We start from the raw sequence: 16588 nt of genomic DNA, 5'->3' as shown, positions 1-16588 counted from the left end.
CATATCAATTTAAAGGGAATTCTACGCGTATTCCCAACCCACCAAAAGGAGAGTGGTAAGCGGAAATAGTGCCTTGGTGTCCATCGACAATATTCGTACAGATGGCAAGGCCAAGGCCACGCCCGCCAGTTGCTCGGTTGCGTGAATTTTCCACACGGAAAAATTGTTCGAATATTTGTGTTATATCCTCATCACAGACACCTGGAGGAGTGTCCTCAAGTAATACCACAGCTTTCTTGTTCTCACGAGTCAAAGTGACTGTTAATTTACCAGGAGCGTTGGTGTACTTAAGTGTGTTGTTCATGAGGTTAGCGAACAGTTGATGTAAACGGTCGTCATCGCCTGTGATTATAATTGGGTTCTTTTTCACAATCACAAGTTCTAATTCTAAGCCCGCCTCATCGAACGGTAACTGCATGGAGTGAACGGTTTGCTCTAAAATATCATTTAAGTCCGCTTCTTCCATACAGTAATTCAAGCTACCCATATCATGCATAGATAATTGGTTTAAGTCATCAATTAAGCGCGCAATGTGAACCGCTTCTTGTTGCAAAGAGGCTAGAGAGTTATCCGAGACTTTAATGATGCCGTCTTGCATGGCCTCAATTTCTCCCCGCAAGATTGCGACCGGAGTACGTAACTCATGAGCAGTATCAGCGACCCACTTCTTACGCGCATCACGCATGTGCTCAAGCGTAGAAGCTAGATGGTTAAAATCACGGCCTAAGTCGGCGAGTTCGTCTGTGCCTTTTATTTTAATACGTGTATCAAAATCTCCAGCCGCCAAGCGCTTTGTTGCTTGTCGCACGGTACAAATGGGTCGACTAAGCCATTGCGCTAATGGCCAAGTTAGTAAGGCTGCAATCGTTAGCATGAACGCTGAGATCAATAAAAAAGCTTCGCCTTGTTGTCTAACAAACCGCAGTGTCTGATCTTGAACTAATGCACGCATAGAACGCAGCCCGACATAGCCAACCAGTGAATTGTCGACCATAACAGCGTGGGTTTCGGCGTCAGCGAATGTTACATCGCCAATCAGAGGCTGTTTTTCCTGATCGAACAACAAAAAACGCTGGCGATAGTACTGAGAAGGATAAATTAGGTCTAAGTTAGGCGTACTAGGAGGTGGAATAAGATCACGAATGTTTTCCAGCTTGGCTTGCTGCCACTCTTTCTCTAAGCGACTCTCTTGAACAAGAAAATACCAGTCATCGTAATAAATAAACAAATTAGCAGTACGGTTCGCCATTTGCTGTAAAAAGTCGCGGTCACGCTCTGTGGCATACGTCACAAAGCCACGATCGAAGCTCCATTGAAAGACTTGCCACATGGAGACGATCAACAAGACGTTACTTAGTACAAACACTAAGAATAATTTGTGGCGAATTTGAAAACCTTTTGTGCCAATCATAAGCTCGTATCGTTGTCGTTTTGTTTAGAGATCTGACCCATTGTGCAGCTATATTATAATGATAACCACACATTGACTATTACCTAGGTGAGCAAATAATGAGGAGCAACTATTAACTTTCATTACTTGATAGGTGTTTTGGCAATTAATGTTTCCCCTTTTCGTTTGCGTTGCTGGCACTCACGGAATACATTTTTCTCACAAGCAGCGCATTGTTTGAGGTTCATGTCGCGTTCAATTTTCTCGACAGCGACACCTTTCGCTGGGTAGGTATGATCCGCCCCTACTTTATCTAGTACACCGAAGCGCTCAAGTAAATCAAGTTGCCACAAATATCGAACTACTAAATGAATTTGCGTATTCTCTTCACGACGTCTATCTACCAGCTGCTTTAAAAAATGAGCACCCTGCATATCGATGGCAGACAATCCACGACATAAGATGACCCAATGATCTTTGTGAGGGTAATCGTGTTCAATCAATTGAAACTGTTTAGACATATAGTCCACAGAGCCAAAGTACAGTGGCCCATCCAACCTTATAAAGTGGATTTGCGGGCAGGTGTCTAAATCAAAGTGCATGATGTTATGAAAGTAACGCCCTTCATGGGTATCCATTGGCGCTAAGATACGCACATTGGGTTTGGCTGTTTGGTTTAAGAAGAGTGTTAGGCTTAATCCGACACCGACTAAGATACCAAACTCAAGGCTGATGCCAATGGTGCTTAACAGCGTCACCATGGCGATACTTAACTCAGCACGACTGGTTTTTGCGTAGTGCAGTAACTCTTTGAATTCAATAAGACGCCAGCCTACTAGCATGATGATGCCAGCCATGGCGGGGATCGGAAGGTGTGAAAATAATGGCGCAATTAAGCTGAGAATAAGTAATAAAAATACGCTTGAGAAAATGATCGCTAGGGGCGTCTGCGCACCCGCTTCCACATTGATTCCGCTTCGGGTAAATGACCCTGAACTCATGTAATTTGAAAACAAGCTTCCAACGGTATTGGACATACCTTGACCGATAAATTCTCGGTTCGTATCGATTTCTTGGTGTGTTTTCAGGGCAATGGCTTTGGCAATAGAAGCCGCTTCAAGTAGACCAATGAGAGCAAGGACGACGGCGCCTGGGAGTAGTTCTCGTAATGTATTAGAAGATAAGTCGATCAAAGCAAAAGGCGGGATCGCTTCGTTAAGTTCACCCACAAGCGGTACATTATTTGCTCCAGCATTCAAAAAATAGCCAAATACACTGCCGGCGATCAATGCCAGTAAATAGTGGGGTAGCTTAGTCGATATTTTTCGAATGATGATTGCTGCAAGTATTGTAACGAGGCAAATAGAGACCGAGTACATATTTGTTTCAGGGCCAATGTGAAGCAGTGCATTTAAAAAGCTCGATAAATTTTCCGGTCTGGGTAAGTCTGCTGTTAGAGCATGCTGGACTTGGCTTAGCATGATCAAAAACGCTGCACCGGTAATAAATCCCACCATAACTGCGTGCGACACGAAATTAGTTAAGTTGCCAAGCTTGGCCAAGCCAAGTGCAAGCTGTATTAATCCTGCTAAGAATGTAATAGCCAATGCTGCTTGGATAAACTCTGCTGAGCCGGGAACGTAAAGACCTGAAAGAGAGGAAAACAGCAACGCAGAAATAGCCGTGGCAGGGCCACAAACCATGTGCCAAGATGAGCCAAATAAAACGGCAATGATCGGTGCAACAATAGCGCTGTAAAAACCATACTCGGCAGGCAGGCCGGCAATGGCTGCAAATGCTATGCCCTGAGGAATAGACATAGATGCGCATGTTAACCCTGCAATAAAGTCTGCCTTAACGGTTGATCCATTAACAAGTGTAAGCCAAGGCAGCCAGCGGCGTAGGGTATTAGGCATTGCGCATCTCCAGATTCATTGTTTACGCAGTTTATAAGTGATTTTTATTAAATGGACGTTTAATAAAAAATATTTTAGCACGAAAAATGTTCTTCGTAGATAGTCATGTAGGAGGATTTTGTGAGTCATTGTACGTTTTTGTGGACTGTTTAGCCTTTCTTCCACGACTAATAATTCGCTAAATGTGGATTAGGGAGTTTCATAGGGCGGCACTTAGCGTTAGAATTTTGTTTTCTAAATGATTGAACAGAGTAGGAATATCTAATGGGCAGAGCCTTTCAGAACCGAAAAGAGTCCATGGCGAAAACCTCGGATCAAAAAGCCAAGGTTTACAGTAAATACGGACGTGAAATTTATGTGTGTGCAAAATCTGGTGGCATTGACCCAGATGGTAACCTTGCGCTACGTAGCTTGATTGACCGTGCCAAAAAAGACCAAGTACCCACGCACGTTATCGATAAAGCGATCGACAAAGCCAAGGGTGGTGGTGGCGAAGACTTTGATACGGCTCGCTACGAAGGTTTTGGACCGGGCAATACAATGGTGATTGTAGACTGTCTATCTGATAATCCGAACCGTACGTTTGGTGATGTGCGCACTTGCTTTAACAAAGTGAAAAGCAAGATTGGTACACAAGGCAGTGTGTCGCATATGTTTGATCACAACGCGATCTTTGTTTTTTCTGCAGAAGATGAAGATGCTGTGATGGAAGCCTTGTTAGAAGCTGACGTTGATGTCACCGATATCGAATACGATGAAGGCAAAGTAACAGTATTTACGCCGAATACTGAATACGGTAAAGCGCGTCACGCCATCATTGAAAGCTTTGGTAATGTGGACTTTGATGTCGATGAAATTCAGTTTATCCCTCAGATGACTACTGAAATTTCAGGTGAAGAGGTAGAGCAGTTTGAACGTTTCCTAGACTTATTAAACGATCTAGATGACGTTCAGCGCGTGTACCATAACGCTGAATTCTAATTAAATAATCCTTCGGTAGCGACACGGGTAAGGTTTGCCAAGGTCTTTGCTGAAGGGTTTTTTCTATGAGGGTAGTATGAACGAACGTCCAACTCCGCCAGAAGATTGGGAGTGCTGTGAAAGCGAATGCTCACCTTGCGTATGGGATACTTACTATGAGGCGTTGCGTGAATGGAATGCAGAGCAAAAAGCCATAAAAGACGCACAAAATACCTCCCAGGCTAAAGAGCAAGATAATGAATCATAACGATCCAGTACAATCTCCTTCGCCGATCAAGCAAGAGCCAGTGCGATCACCCTGTACCAGTGTTTGTTCATTAAACGATGATGACGTATGTATTGGTTGTTATCGAACCGGCGTAGAAATCAGCCAATGGGGGCGTATGTCCCGCGAAGAGCAGCTGGCGGTGATGGAACAAGTCCGCCAGCGAGAATGTGCCAGTCAATTTGTGCTTTAAACGTCAGACTTGGCGTTTTTCAGCGTAATCCATTGAGACATGTATTGAGTGCTTTTCATGGAGTGATGGCGTATCAATTTACCTAAGAAAAAGCTGTCCCGTAAACGCTCTTTTAATTGCACTTGAATGTTTATTCGAGTGATCAACTTTTCCTGCCAAGCTTTCTTTTCATAGCGCTGCTGAATGATGGCATGACCGTTTTCTTGCATCAGCCCATAGCTCAGCTCGTCTTGGTAGAGGCTGACGCTGGCGTTGACAAAATCCTCGATATTATCCGTTACTACACCATTCCACGGTAATGCACCATGTATGGCTTCGGCGCCGACAGAGGTTGTAATACTTGGTGTACCGACTTGCATCGCCTCCACTAACTTGCCTTTAATGCCCGCTCCGAAGCGAATAGGGCTAAGTAAAATCTTGGCGTTTGCGATGACTTTTTGAGCGTCTTCAGCCCAGCCTTTTACTAAGAAACCGTCTTTTTCATTATGCAGTTGCGTGGCTTTGGGTGGTGGATAAGCACCATAGATCATGAGTTTAGCTTTAGGGAGCTGTTTGCGAATTTTTGGCCAATACACTTGCTTAAGTTGTAACACCGCATCCCAATTCGGCGCATGACGAAAGTTACCGATGAAGGCAAAGTGTTCTCGATCAGCGAATGGCTTGGCGCTTAATGTCGCTGTATCGAGCATAAAAGGTAAGTGCATCACATGTGTTTCAGGCACATTGAATGCTGTTTTTAATAGCTCTGTTTCGTACTCCGATATCATCAGTGTAAGGTCGCTACGATAAATAGCGGCAATTTCTCGAACGCCCACGTCAGAATGCATGTCCGTCATGGTGAATTCACGGTTTTGTTTAACCGCAGTATGGCGTGCATCGCGCAGAGAGTGTAAGTCTTCTGTGTTTAGAATCCGTAGTGCTGAGGGCATATATTCTGCTACGCGCCAGCCGAACTGTTCTTCCATCATAAAACGATCATAAACAACAACATCCGGTGCGAGCTCAGTAATGTATTTATTAAAGCTATCGCAATTGAGTTGGATGTTGGCGGATGTAACACCATGTTGGGTTAAGTCCACCATGTGTTCGGTCGTTTGTGCAGGCGAGGCGAATTCAACGTCCCAAGATTGCTCGCGGAATGTGTCGATGAGTTGCATCATACGGCTGCCGGCCGCGGAGGAGTTTGGCTCGGGCCAAACGTAACCAATAATTAAAATCTTCATAGGGATGATTGAGTTAGCTTGAAAATAAAGAAAAGGGACAAGTATTGCTGGGTATTGTATCATGTGCGCCAACTTTGTGTTGTCGGTCTAAAACAGACTGGATGGCATGCTATGGAAACATGACGTTGAGACTTAACTATGATTATTAAGCCGAAAATTCGTGGATTTATTTGTACAACGACTCACCCAACAGGCTGTGAGAAAAACGTACAAGACCAGATCGCTAAAGTAAAAGCGAATGGCGACATTAAAAATGGCCCTAAAAAAGTGTTGGTAATCGGTTCATCAAGCGGTTACGGCCTGTCTTCTCGTATCGCGGCAGCGTTCGGCTCTGGTGCGGCTACGATTGGTGTCTTTTTCGAAAAGCCAGCCACAGAGAAAAAGCCCGGTACAGCGGGTTGGTATAATGCTGCTGCGTTTGATAAGGCGGCGCATGAAGCAGGCCTGTACGCGAAAAGCATCAATGGCGATGCGTTCTCAAATGAAGCGCGTGATAAAGCTATTGAGCTTATTAAGCAAGACCTGGGCGAAATTGACTTAGTTGTTTACTCTTTAGCCTCGCCTGTGCGTAAAATGCCTGAATCAGGGGAAGTTATTCGCTCTGTTCTTAAACCTATTGGTGAAACCTACAAGTCGACGGCGATTGACACTAACCGTGATGTCATCATTGATGCTGAGATTGAACCGGCGACAGAAGAAGAGATCGCGCAAACGGTTACCGTAATGGGCGGTGAGGACTGGGAGCTTTGGATGTCAGCGTTATCCGATGCAGGTGTCTTAGCTGAAGGTGCTCGCACGGTAGCCTACTCTTACATCGGTTCTGATATTACTTGGCCAATCTACTGGCACGGTGCGTTGGGCAAAGCAAAAGAAGACTTGGATCGTGCTGCGAAAGCAATTGATACAGAGCTGGCTAAGCAGGGGGGCGGTGCTAATGTTGCCGTACTTAAGTCTGTTGTTACTCAAGCCTCTTCAGCCATCCCTGTCATGCCGCTGTATCTTGCGATGGTATTTAAAGTGATGCGCGAGAAGGGTTTGCACGAAGGCTGTATGGATCAAATTTACCGCATGTTCGCTGAACGTTTGTACAATGATAATAATCCTGCAGAGCTTGTGGACGACAACAATCGCCTACGTCTAGATGACTGGGAGCTTCGTGAAGACGTTCAGCAGGCATGTCGCGACCTTTGGCCACAAGTGACGGATGCTAATTTGTTTGCTGAAACAGATTACCAGCTTTATAAGGATGAGTTCTTGAAGTTGTTTGGTTTTGGCATCGAAGGTGTGGATTACGAAGCAGACGTCGATACGCAAGTAGAGTTTGATGTAATTACACTTTAAGACTTTTGTTTACAAGTCGTTATAAAAGGAGACCATTGGTCTCCTTTTTTTTGTGCAAAGATTCTTCTATAGTGGAGTGAGCCTTCGGAGAGTTTTGATGTTACCTAAGAAAACCGTATTTTTAAGTGTGCTAGCGGCGACTGTGCCGCTACTAAATGCCCAGACGATTAAGATTGAGCCGATTGAGGTTTTGTATGGCAATCAAGTTTACAGTGGTCAGCATCAAGTGGTTATCAGCTCGCGTGAGGATGTCACTATTATCCCTGCCGAAAAGCCTAAGTTGAATGCTATTGCCAATATGGTTGTGTCAGCGAATCCGAGTAAACTGTCCTACCTAGAAGAGTCTGCGATTGCCAAGCGCGAGCAAGAGATCTACCGTGAGGTAAATCGACGTACCGAAGAGTCTCCGTTCACTGTGTTGTTTACAGGGCATATACCTGAAGAAATACAACAAAGACGTCTTAGTATGATGCCTGAGATCGGAATCTTTGGTGATCAGAAGGATAAGCTTGAAAAAGATCAGGCTGAATTGCATGGTGGGGATACAGCTTCGGCAGCAGAAGGTGAGTTCAGTGAGGTGCTGCCTGGTAATCGTGTGATGCCGGGGGAATCGGCGGAGGCGCCAACCGATCAGTCAGAACTCACCAATGAGCAAAAGCTAGAGCAGCTCATTGGTGGTTAGTGCATTCCTGCAACCATTATTCGATCTTTAGTGGTTTCCAATCTTCATTTTTATCCGCGTGCCATTTGTTAGTAATCAATAAGCGCGCGGCTTGATCTTTTTCAACTTTCATATTAATAAACTCAAGGAATGCAGCTTTGGTTTGTTGCTCTAATGCGGTTATCCATTGTTGACGATCCTTGAAGTTATGTTCTGGTTCAACAATATGTGGCCACTCTTCTAAAGCGTCTTCTCGTAAGCTTGTGGGCTGTTTTTTGTAGGCAGCTAAGACGGCTTTGCGTGCTTGTTCAAAGGATTTATCCGAGACGTCCTCGTCGGTCCAGCTCGTTTCGTCGATAAAGCGCTCTATCTCCGTAACCAGCACTTCGGTTGAGGTATTGGGGGATTGTACTAAGAATCCGATTGCGGGAGTCTTTTCAATGGTTTGGTTGGTAACCGCAACGATGTAGCCATATTGTTTTTCGGTACGAAACTCATTGTAAAACCTAGCCCCTAAAAGTTGGGATAAGATGCGGACGTTGGCGCGTTCGGCGTACGTTGCATTATTATTGTCGGTCGCAATCAAACTGTAGAGTACGGCGTTGTCGTCGCTACGCGTATTGAAGGTGTATATATAGCGTTGCTGAGCTTCAAATTGCTTCAACTCAACATATCGGTACGGATGCTTATACAAGCAGCTGTCAACTTGACGACTGATTTTCCCTGCTAAGCCATGCGCATCCGTTTTACTAAAGTTTCCTGTCATATAACCAATGTATTGAAAGTGCTGTATGTGCTGGCTAATGAATCGGTTGATGTCATCGGTTGATATGTCGGTGACAAGTTCCTTTAGAGCGTCGGAAGGCGCGTTTCCTTTGATGGCGACTTGGCTAAAATTATGACGTGCTAGCGCATACGGTGGCTGGCTTTCAAGGTTGCTTAAGCCCTTTAAAACATCCTGTTTCGCAATGGATAGTCGTTTGCTTGACGCTCTGAAGGCCATGAGTTGTTCAACCAGAGAGTAGAAGTAGTCCCCTTGTTTGTCGTTATAGCCATTCGTGCGCAGTGTTAAACCATTGCCATGGGCGTAAAGTTGATAGCCTAAACCTGCCATGTAAGGCTGGTAAGTGCTTTCGCTTACGGCATCGTTAAATAATTTTGCCCACAATTGAAGAAGTAATCGATCGCGTGTGCTTGGGTTTTCTAAAAAGCCAAAATAGCCAAAAATCATACCCGTTGGCTTTTGGTATTGGGTGTTAGCTTTGTACCAGAAGTCGAAACCTGCTTGATTTTCAATGTTTTCAGGAAGAGAGGGAGTTTTTGCCTGTAGCAGGTCTAAATTGTCCGGCATATAGGGATTAGCAGCCGGAAGACCGAAGTCGTTTGGTAATACGCTATCGGAGGCGATTTTTTCTTGATTTAGGGCTGGCTTTCCGTTGGCATAGTCACTGTTGTAAAGGGGTTCGTGCTGCCACTTGATGTCGCCGTCCATCCACTCCTTAGGGAAAATGGAGGGGTGCTGCCATTGAATAATTAGATTGTCTGAGCTTAATGAGTTGAGTAAGGCTTGTATGTCTTGTTTGTCAGCGCTTTCTGAAATATGAAAGCTGTTCAATAGATGTTCTACGCCCACATCCAGTGCCCGACTTGATAGAATTTGAGACAGTTTAATGGGTGTAATGTAGTCGTGGTATCGAAAATTAAGCAGGCTAAGAGTCTTGGTCTCAGACAGATATTGCTTCGAAATGGGCGCTTTTTTTAAGTTGTCTATGGTTTTAAATAAATACTCAGCGACCTTACTCCGTTGCACTGTTCCTTCATCGGTTAAGCGCATAGAAATACTAAACAGTGCCTGCTGACCATCGTCTTGGCTAACGCCTGCATGTAAAGACTGTACCCAATGATGTTGCTTTAAGTGTGCAAAAAGGGAGTTTTGCGACTCATCGCCGAGTACATAAGATAAGTATCGCGCAGGCTGAGTGTCGTATTTTTCGGTTTGGCTTGGAATCTGAAAAGAAAACTTGACCGTGCTTTTATCTGTGTTGGTTTTAAAAAACTGTAGTTTTCCACCGTCACCGACCAAATCCGGCAATTCAGGAGTTGTGGGGTTTTGGCGTGCTGGGATGCCTGAGAAGTAGGTGCGAGCGTAGGCGGCCAGAGTTTCTGTGGATTGCTTGGCGGTTAATGTCAGAACCATGTTGTCAGGTGTGTAATGGCGCTCAAAAAAATTGACAAGTAGGTCGCGTAATTGGCTGGCTGGAATATTGCCCAGCGTGTCAATATTTCCGACGGTAAAACGACTGCCAGGGTGTTCTGGGTTGAATAACGTTTTCATTGCTTGATTACTACGGCGCTGTTCATTGTCTAATTTAGCGCGATACTCTGAATCAACCGCATTGATTTCTCGTTCTATGTAGGCTGGATCCAATGTCGGGGCGATAAAAAACTGAGCAAAACGATCCAGTGCTTCAGGATATGTCTCAGGCAAAGTATCAAAATAATAGTTAGTCAGTTGCGCACTGGTGTAGGCGTTATGTGAGCCTCCGTGTTCACGAATAAACTCTTGGTAAGCGCCTGCTTCTGGGTACTTTTCAGTGCCTAGAAATAGCATGTGCTCTAGTAAGTGAGCCAAACCTAAATGTTTGTCAGGGTCACTGTAGCTTCCTGATTTAATCGCTAATGACGCCGCGGGGCGCTCGGCTTGCGGGTCAGATACTAAGATAACAGAAAGGCCGTTATTGAGTGTTGTGTGGGCATAGGTATGTTGGTCTGATGGGCTTTTACCAGAAATTGTTTGCATAGATTCAGCTACTACAGGGAGGCTTAGAAAAAGAACGCAGGTCGCTGCGATCGAGGCGAAAAGGGTATGAATGTTTGCTGTAAATTTCATCATAGAAACAGGTTAGCCCGTTCCTATGATGATGTGCAAGGTGTGCGGATTTATTTTGGTTGGGCGTCTAGAGATTCACCGTTTACATCTGCGCTGTCGTTGCCCATTAGGTAAAGATATAGAGGCATAATGTCTTCAGGTGTTTTGAGAGTATTTGGGTCTTCAGCTGGGTAAGCGAAAGCTCTCATATTGGTGCGAGTGGCTCCAGGGTTGATAGCGTTGACGCGTATTTGAGAGATGTTTTCAAGTTCGTCTGCCAGCAACTGCATCATGGCTTCCGTAGCAAATTTTGATACCGCGTACGCCCCCCAGTAGGCTTTTGCTTTGCGGCCTACGGATGAGGTTGTAAAGATGATGGAGGCGCTTGGGGCTTTCTGTAGTAGCGGAATGAGTGCCTGATTGAGCAAAAATGCCGCGTTAACGTTGACCCGCATGACCTGTTCAAATGTGCTTGGTTCATAGTTTGCGAGGGTCGTGCGATCTCCTAGCAAGCTGGCATTATGAAGGATGCCATCGAGACGACCAAACTCACTTTCAATTGTATTGGCTAATTCAATGTAATCGTGCTCGACTGCTGTATCGAGATTGAGTGGTACGATGGCACCCTGTGGATAATCTAGGCTCTCAAATTGATCGTAAACCTCTTCAAGCTTTTTGGTAGTGCGTCCTAATAGGATAACGGTGGCGCCATGGGCCGCATAGGTTAGGGCGGCTTGTTTACCGATGCCGTCGCCGGCTCCGGTTACTAGAATTACTTTTTCTTTTAACAGATCGTTCGGCGCTTGGTAGTCCAGCATCTTAGACCTCCTAGTTTTTTATCGGCTTTTGCGTGTGCATTAAGTAGTTAACGGACACGTCGCGATCATTCAGTTTGTAGACTTTCGTAATTGGATTATAGGTCATTCCTGTCATGTGAGTGACATCAAGTCCTGCTTGGCGGGCAAATTGAGTAAGCTCTGAAGGTTGAATGAATTTGGCGTAGTCATGCGTACCTTTTGGTAACATCTTGAGAACGTACTCAGCCCCCACAATGGCGAATAAATAGGATTTTGGATTACGATTGATGGTTGAGAAAAAGACGTGACCACCAGGCTTACACAATTTCATGCAGGCGCGAATGACGGATGCTGGGTCTGGAACGTGTTCTAGCATTTCAAGGCAGGTAACCACATCGTATTGCTCTGCTTCGCGTTCAGCGATTTCTTCTGCGGTAATGCGCTCGTAATCGATTTCAAGGCCACTTTCTTCGAGATGAAGTGTTGCGACGGCAAGAGGTGCTTCACCCATGTCAATGCCTTTAACGGTGGCTCCCATTTGGGCTAGGGCTTCTGAAAGGATGCCGCCACCACAGCCTACATCAATGGCTTTTTTACCATTTAATGCGGCGCGCTCATTGATGAAGTTGGCGCGCAGTGGGTTGATGTCATGAAGAGGCTTGAACTCACTGGTCTTATCCCACCAGCGACTTGCTAGCGCTTCAAATTTGGCGACTTCATCTAGGTCTACATTGGTGGAGTTGGTTTGATTTGAGGTCATCTCTTGTTCCTATTGTATCGTGGCTACTGCATTAACGATTAGGTGAATTCCTATTATTCGAGCGCTCGCCGCTATTTGGATCATGGCATTATAGCGATTCTATGGTTGGCGACAAACTTGGATGATGATTTGAACGAGGCTTTTTTATGAATATTGATCATTGCCATCTGTTTTAAGGTCTTTTAATGACAGAAGTGAGTGGGTTTATGTTCCCCGCTTTGATGAAAATAAATGCGCTATAGATAATGGGTGTTCAGGTTTCGCTTGTGGTATAATGCCGCGCTTACAAAAAGATGGCCGGAGCGGTTGTATTGTTATCTTGCTCCAAACATAAGGAACGGTAGTATCTATGGGTGAATTAGCCAAAGAAATTATTCCCGTCAGTATCGAAAATGAGCTGAAAGGTTCGTATCTAGATTACGCGATGAGTGTCATCGTAGGGCGTGCATTGCCTGATGTTCGAGACGGTTTGAAACCTGTTCACCGTCGCGTGCTGTATGCGATGAATGAACTTAAGAATGACTGGAATAAGCCCTACAAAAAATCGGCTCGTATCGTCGGTGACGTGATCGGTAAATATCACCCTCATGGTGATTCAGCTGTTTATGAGACCATCGTTCGTATGGCGCAGCCATTCTCAATGCGTTACATGCTGGTGGATGGCCAAGGTAACTTTGGTTCTGTAGATGGCGACAGCGCCGCAGCCATGCGTTACACCGAAATCCGTATGGCGCGCATATCGCACCATATGCTGATGGACTTGGAAAAAGAAACTGTCGATTTCGTGCCTAACTATGATGGCACTGAATTTATGCCTGGTGTGCTGCCAACGCGTATCCCTGGGTTGTTGGTAAACGGCTCCGCAGGTATTGCTGTTGGTATGGCTACCAACATTCCTCCTCACAACTTGGGTGAAATCATTGATGGCTGCCTAAACGTCATTGATAACCCTGAAATTACCATCGATGAGCTGATGGAGTTTGTGCCTGGTCCTGACTTTCCTACCGGTGCTTTCATTAACGGCCGCGCTGGTATTGTAGAAGCCTACAAAACAGGTCGGGGTCGTATTTACATGCGTGCTCGTCACCATGTTGAAGAAATGGAAAAGGCCAATCGTCAGGCGATCGTTTTTACTGAAATTCCCTACCAGCTAAACAAAGCAAAAGTCATTGAAAAAATTGCTGAGTTGGTAAAAGAGAAGAAAATTGAAGGCATTAGCGAATTACGTGACGAGTCTGATAAAGATGGTATGCGTATCGTTATTGAACTGCGTCGAGGTGAAAACCCAGATGTAGTAGTGAATAATCTATTCACTCAAACTCAGCTGCAATCTGTTTTTGGCATCAATATGGTGGCCTTGGTTGATGGTCGTCCAGAATTGTTGAACCTAAAACAAATTCTAGAATGCTTCGTGAAACACCGTCGTGAGGTTGTGACGCGTCGTACGATTTACGAGCTTCGTAAAGCTCGTGAGCGTGGCCATGTTCTAGAGGGTTTAGCGGTCGCACTGGCGAATATTGATCGAGTTATTGAGCTGATCCGTCAGTCACCTACCTCAGCTGAAGCGAAAGAGAAACTGATCTCTGAAAGCTGGGAGCCAGGCAATGTAAATGCCATGCTTGAGCGTGCGGGTGCTGATGCTTGTCGTCCTGATGACTTAGATCCTGCTTACGGCTTTAATGGTGATGTTTATCATTTGTCTCCAGAGCAAGCACAAGCAATTCTTGATTTGCGCCTGCACCGTTTGACAGGTTTGGAGCACGAAAAGCTTTTGGGCGAATACAAGTCTCTAATCGACTTGATTGCTGAGCTGTTAGAAATTTTGGGTAATCCAGATCGTCTAATGGAAGTGATTCGCGAAGAGCTTGAAGATGCGCGTGATCAGTTTGGTGATGTGCGTCGTACTGAAATCCTGACGTCGAAACAAGATTTAACCATTGCTGACTTGATTGATGAAGCGCAAATGGTGGTGACGATTTCGGATACAGGTTATGCGAAAACACAGCCGCTAGAAGAATACAAAGCCCAGCGCCGTGGTGGTCGTGGCAAGTCCTCATCAGGTATGAAAGACGAAGACCATATCAGTCACCTGTTGGTAACAAGTAGTCATGACACCGTTATGCTATTTAGTAACTTCGGTAAAGTGTATTGGCTGCGCGTATTTGAGATTCCAGTCGGTAGTCGTGCTTCTAAAGGTCGTCCAATTGTTAATCTATTGCCATTGGCAGAAGGTGAACATATCTCTGCCTTGTTGCCGCTAACGGCGCCTGAAAAAACGGATGCAGATACAGACGTTGAAGAGTCAGATGAAACGGCGAGTAGCTATATTTTCATGGCAACTGCCAACGGTACTGTTAAGAAGACGGCAATGGAGCATTTTGCCCGTCCTCGTACAAGCGGCTTGATCGCATTGAACTTGGATGATAGTGATGCACTGGTTGGTGTAGCGCGCACGTCCGGCGAAGACGATATTATGTTGGTGTCGAGCTCAGGTAAAACGATTCGCTTTAAAGAAACAGATGTTCGCCCTATGGGTCGTACGGCAGCCGGTGTACGCGGTATTAAATTGCCCGAAGAGGCCAAAGTAGTATCGCTGATTGTACCGAGTGCTGAAACAGAAACGGCGGTCTTGATGGCATGTGAGCATGGTTACGGTAAACGTACCATGATCAGTGATTTCCCTGTTTACGGCCGTGGTGGTCAAGGTGTTATTGGTATTCAAGTGTCCGAGCGTAACGGCCCAGTAGTGGGTGCGACGCAAGTTGAAGAGTCGGATGAAGTTATCTTGATTACTGATATGGGTACCTTGGTTCGTACGCGCGTTTCTGAAATTTCTTGCCAAGGTCGAAACACTCAGGGTGTTACCTTGATTCGACTGTCTAATGAAGAAAAATTAGTCGGTGTCGAACGCGTTGTTGAAGATGACGATGCGGTTGTTGAAATCGAAGAGGTGGAAGCGGATGCAGAAGCAGTCGAAACAACGGATGATCTGACGAGTACCCCCCCAAGCTCAGAAGAGTAAAAAATCCTATGGCGCACCTCGGTGCGCCTTCTTTTGTGTTGTCATGACACATACTTAAATGAGGTTTAAGGCAGAATGAGCCGAGTTTATAACTTTTGTTCTGGTCCCGCCGCGCTTCCAGAAGCTGTATTAGCAAAAGCGCAAGCAGAGCTCCTTGATTGGCATGGAAAAGGCGTGTCAGTCATGGAAATGAGCCACCGTAGTGATGAGTTTGTTTCGATTTTAGCCTCGGCTAAAGCGCGACTCGCTCGTTTGATGAATATTCCGGATGATTATGAGATCGTGTTTACGCAAGGCGGTGCTTCTGCATCTTTTGCTCAAATTCCGGCAAATTTGACCTCTGGATTTGATTCAGCATGCTACTTAGACACTGGTGCATGGTCTACGAAGGCGCTTAAAGAGGCGAGTAAGTACACCAATGTCATTGTGTCGGGTTCATCAAAAGATGTGAACTACACCACCGTTCCAGACTTTTCGTCCCTAGTATTGGATGAAACCGCTGCATATTTGCACCTGACGCCTAATGAAACCATTGGTGGATTAGAGTTTGATGCATTGCCTGAAACAGACCTACCTATTGTTGCTGATCTGTCTTCTACTATTTTGTCCCGACAGGTTGATGTTTCTAAATACGGTATGATTTACGCAGGTGCCCAGAAAAATGTTGGGCCTGCAGGTGTAGTGATTAACATTATTCGTAAAGACCTATTAGCGCGCAGTGATAACGATTCTTTGCCGACGGTTTGGTCATATGAGAATCTTGCGAAGAATGACTCTATGATAAATACACCGCCTACCTTTGCCATTTATTTGGCCGATCTAGTCTTTGAGTGGCTAGAGGGGCAGGGCGGAGTGTCTGCCATCGAGCAAATCAATATCGAGAAAGCCGCGTTACTATACGGCACTATTGATAACAGCACTTTTTATTCAAACCCAATTGATGTTCGTTACCGTTCTCGAATGAACGTGCCATTTATTTTGGCAGACGAATCCCTAGAAAAAACTTTCCTAGCCGAGTCAGAGGCAGCCGGGCTGAAAACACTTGCTGGACATCGTTCGGTAGGTGGTATGCGTGCAAGTATCTACAATGCGATGCCTAAAGCGGGTGTTGAAGCATTAGTGGACTTCATGCTGGCATTTGAGAAACGCTACGGTTAATTGTAATTAGGA

At 45.3% G+C, this 16588-nt stretch carries 13 protein-coding genes; 7 read left to right on the top strand and 6 right to left on the bottom strand.

Features of this window, described 5'->3' with window-relative positions; genetic code table 11:
- Positions 1-4: 4 nt before the first annotated feature.
- On the bottom strand, positions 5-1411 hold the full coding sequence (locus AYW76_RS00795; RefSeq protein WP_067214604.1) for an ATP-binding protein: 1407 nt from the start codon (positions 1409-1411) through the stop codon (positions 5-7).
- Positions 1412-1533: 122 nt separating this feature from the next.
- A complete protein-coding gene (locus AYW76_RS00790) occupies positions 1534-3306 on the bottom strand; it encodes a SulP family inorganic anion transporter (protein WP_067214602.1) in 1773 nt (590 codons plus the stop codon).
- 264 nt (positions 3307-3570) lie between these two features.
- Between AYW76_RS00790 and AYW76_RS00785 the strand changes: the two genes are divergently transcribed.
- The 3 genes from AYW76_RS00785 (at position 3571) to AYW76_RS00780 (ending at position 4745) form a co-directional block, all read left to right on the top strand.
- On the top strand, positions 3571-4287 hold the full coding sequence (locus AYW76_RS00785) for a YebC/PmpR family DNA-binding transcriptional regulator (RefSeq protein ID WP_067036127.1): 717 nt from the start codon (positions 3571-3573) through the stop codon (positions 4285-4287).
- Between the two features lie 76 nt (positions 4288-4363).
- Complete coding sequence (locus AYW76_RS18880) at positions 4364-4534, top strand: oxidoreductase-like domain-containing protein (RefSeq protein ID WP_082866041.1); 171 nt, start codon at positions 4364-4366, stop codon at positions 4532-4534.
- On the top strand, positions 4524-4745 hold the full coding sequence (locus AYW76_RS00780; RefSeq protein WP_067214601.1) for a DUF1289 domain-containing protein: 222 nt from the start codon (positions 4524-4526) through the stop codon (positions 4743-4745). Before AYW76_RS18880 ends, AYW76_RS00780 begins: the two co-directional genes overlap by 11 nt.
- Here the strand turns inward: AYW76_RS00780 and AYW76_RS00775 are convergent.
- Complete coding sequence (locus AYW76_RS00775) at positions 4742-5968, bottom strand: glycosyltransferase family 4 protein (RefSeq protein WP_067215137.1); 1227 nt, start codon at positions 5966-5968, stop codon at positions 4742-4744. The genes AYW76_RS00780 and AYW76_RS00775 overlap by 4 nt on opposite strands.
- A gap of 138 nt (positions 5969-6106) precedes the next feature.
- Here AYW76_RS00775 and fabV point away from each other — a divergent pair, with 138 nt between their 5' ends.
- Both fabV and AYW76_RS00765 read left to right on the top strand, forming a co-directional pair.
- On the top strand, positions 6107-7309 hold the full coding sequence (gene fabV, locus AYW76_RS00770) for an enoyl-ACP reductase FabV (protein WP_067036134.1): 1203 nt from the start codon (positions 6107-6109) through the stop codon (positions 7307-7309).
- 97 nt (positions 7310-7406) lie between these two features.
- On the top strand, positions 7407-7991 hold the full coding sequence (locus AYW76_RS00765; protein WP_067214598.1) for a hypothetical protein: 585 nt from the start codon (positions 7407-7409) through the stop codon (positions 7989-7991).
- Between the two features lie 16 nt (positions 7992-8007).
- Here the strand turns inward: AYW76_RS00765 and AYW76_RS00760 are convergent, their stop codons facing one another.
- The 3 genes from AYW76_RS00760 to ubiG form a co-directional block, all read right to left on the bottom strand.
- Positions 8008-10770 carry an insulinase family protein gene (locus AYW76_RS00760; protein WP_197467740.1) on the bottom strand — a complete coding sequence of 921 codons (2763 nt, stop codon included), beginning with the start codon at positions 10768-10770 and terminating at the stop codon, positions 8008-8010.
- Positions 10771-10910: 140 nt separating this feature from the next.
- Positions 10911-11657, bottom strand: a complete 747-nt coding sequence (locus AYW76_RS00755) for a YciK family oxidoreductase (RefSeq protein ID WP_067214594.1) — start codon at positions 11655-11657, stop codon at positions 10911-10913.
- 10 nt (positions 11658-11667) lie between these two features.
- The gene (gene ubiG, locus AYW76_RS00750; protein WP_067214592.1) at positions 11668-12396 is read right to left on the bottom strand and encodes a bifunctional 2-polyprenyl-6-hydroxyphenol methylase/3-demethylubiquinol 3-O-methyltransferase UbiG; all 729 of its coding nucleotides are present in this window, start codon (positions 12394-12396) and stop codon (positions 11668-11670) included.
- A 349-nt stretch (positions 12397-12745) separates the two neighbouring features.
- Between ubiG and gyrA the strand changes: the two genes are divergently transcribed.
- Complete coding sequence (gyrA, locus tag AYW76_RS00745) at positions 12746-15418, top strand: DNA gyrase subunit A (RefSeq protein ID WP_067036160.1); 2673 nt, start codon at positions 12746-12748, stop codon at positions 15416-15418.
- A gap of 75 nt (positions 15419-15493) precedes the next feature.
- A complete protein-coding gene (serC, locus tag AYW76_RS00740) occupies positions 15494-16576 on the top strand; it encodes a 3-phosphoserine/phosphohydroxythreonine transaminase (RefSeq protein ID WP_067214588.1) in 1083 nt (360 codons plus the stop codon).
- The last annotated feature ends 12 nt before the right edge of the window (positions 16577-16588 follow it).

The organism is Marinomonas gallaica (genome assembly GCF_001639745.1).
Taxonomy (GTDB): Bacteria; Pseudomonadota; Gammaproteobacteria; order Pseudomonadales; family Marinomonadaceae; genus Marinomonas; species Marinomonas gallaica.
The sequence above is the reverse complement of the archived record's forward strand: the minus strand, read 5'-3'. Positions and strand labels throughout refer to the sequence as shown.

Bases quoted from the DNA above. Each gene is read 5' to 3' on its own strand.
- AYW76_RS00780 (WP_067214601.1), top strand. From the start codon at position 4,524: ATGAATCATAACGATCCAGTACAATCTCCTTCGCCGATCAAGCAAGAG.
- AYW76_RS00790 (WP_067214602.1), bottom strand. From the start codon at position 3,306: ATGCCTAATACCCTACGCCGCTGGCTGCCTTGGCTTACACTTGTTAAT.
- fabV (WP_067036134.1), top strand. From the start codon at position 6,107: ATGATTATTAAGCCGAAAATTCGTGGATTTATTTGTACAACGACTCAC.
- ubiG (WP_067214592.1), bottom strand. From the start codon at position 12,396: ATGACCTCAAATCAAACCAACTCCACCAATGTAGACCTAGATGAAGTC.
- AYW76_RS00775 (WP_067215137.1), bottom strand. From the start codon at position 5,968: ATGAAGATTTTAATTATTGGTTACGTTTGGCCCGAGCCAAACTCCTCC.
- AYW76_RS00765 (WP_067214598.1), top strand. From the start codon at position 7,407: ATGTTACCTAAGAAAACCGTATTTTTAAGTGTGCTAGCGGCGACTGTG.
- AYW76_RS00785 (WP_067036127.1), top strand. From the start codon at position 3,571: ATGGGCAGAGCCTTTCAGAACCGAAAAGAGTCCATGGCGAAAACCTCG.
- AYW76_RS00795 (WP_067214604.1), bottom strand. From the start codon at position 1,411: ATGATTGGCACAAAAGGTTTTCAAATTCGCCACAAATTATTCTTAGTG.
- AYW76_RS00760 (WP_197467740.1), bottom strand. From the start codon at position 10,770: ATGCAAACAATTTCTGGTAAAAGCCCATCAGACCAACATACCTATGCC.
- AYW76_RS00755 (WP_067214594.1), bottom strand. From the start codon at position 11,657: ATGCTGGACTACCAAGCGCCGAACGATCTGTTAAAAGAAAAAGTAATT.
- gyrA (WP_067036160.1), top strand. From the start codon at position 12,746: ATGGGTGAATTAGCCAAAGAAATTATTCCCGTCAGTATCGAAAATGAG.
- serC (WP_067214588.1), top strand. From the start codon at position 15,494: ATGAGCCGAGTTTATAACTTTTGTTCTGGTCCCGCCGCGCTTCCAGAA.
- AYW76_RS18880 (WP_082866041.1), top strand. From the start codon at position 4,364: ATGAACGAACGTCCAACTCCGCCAGAAGATTGGGAGTGCTGTGAAAGC.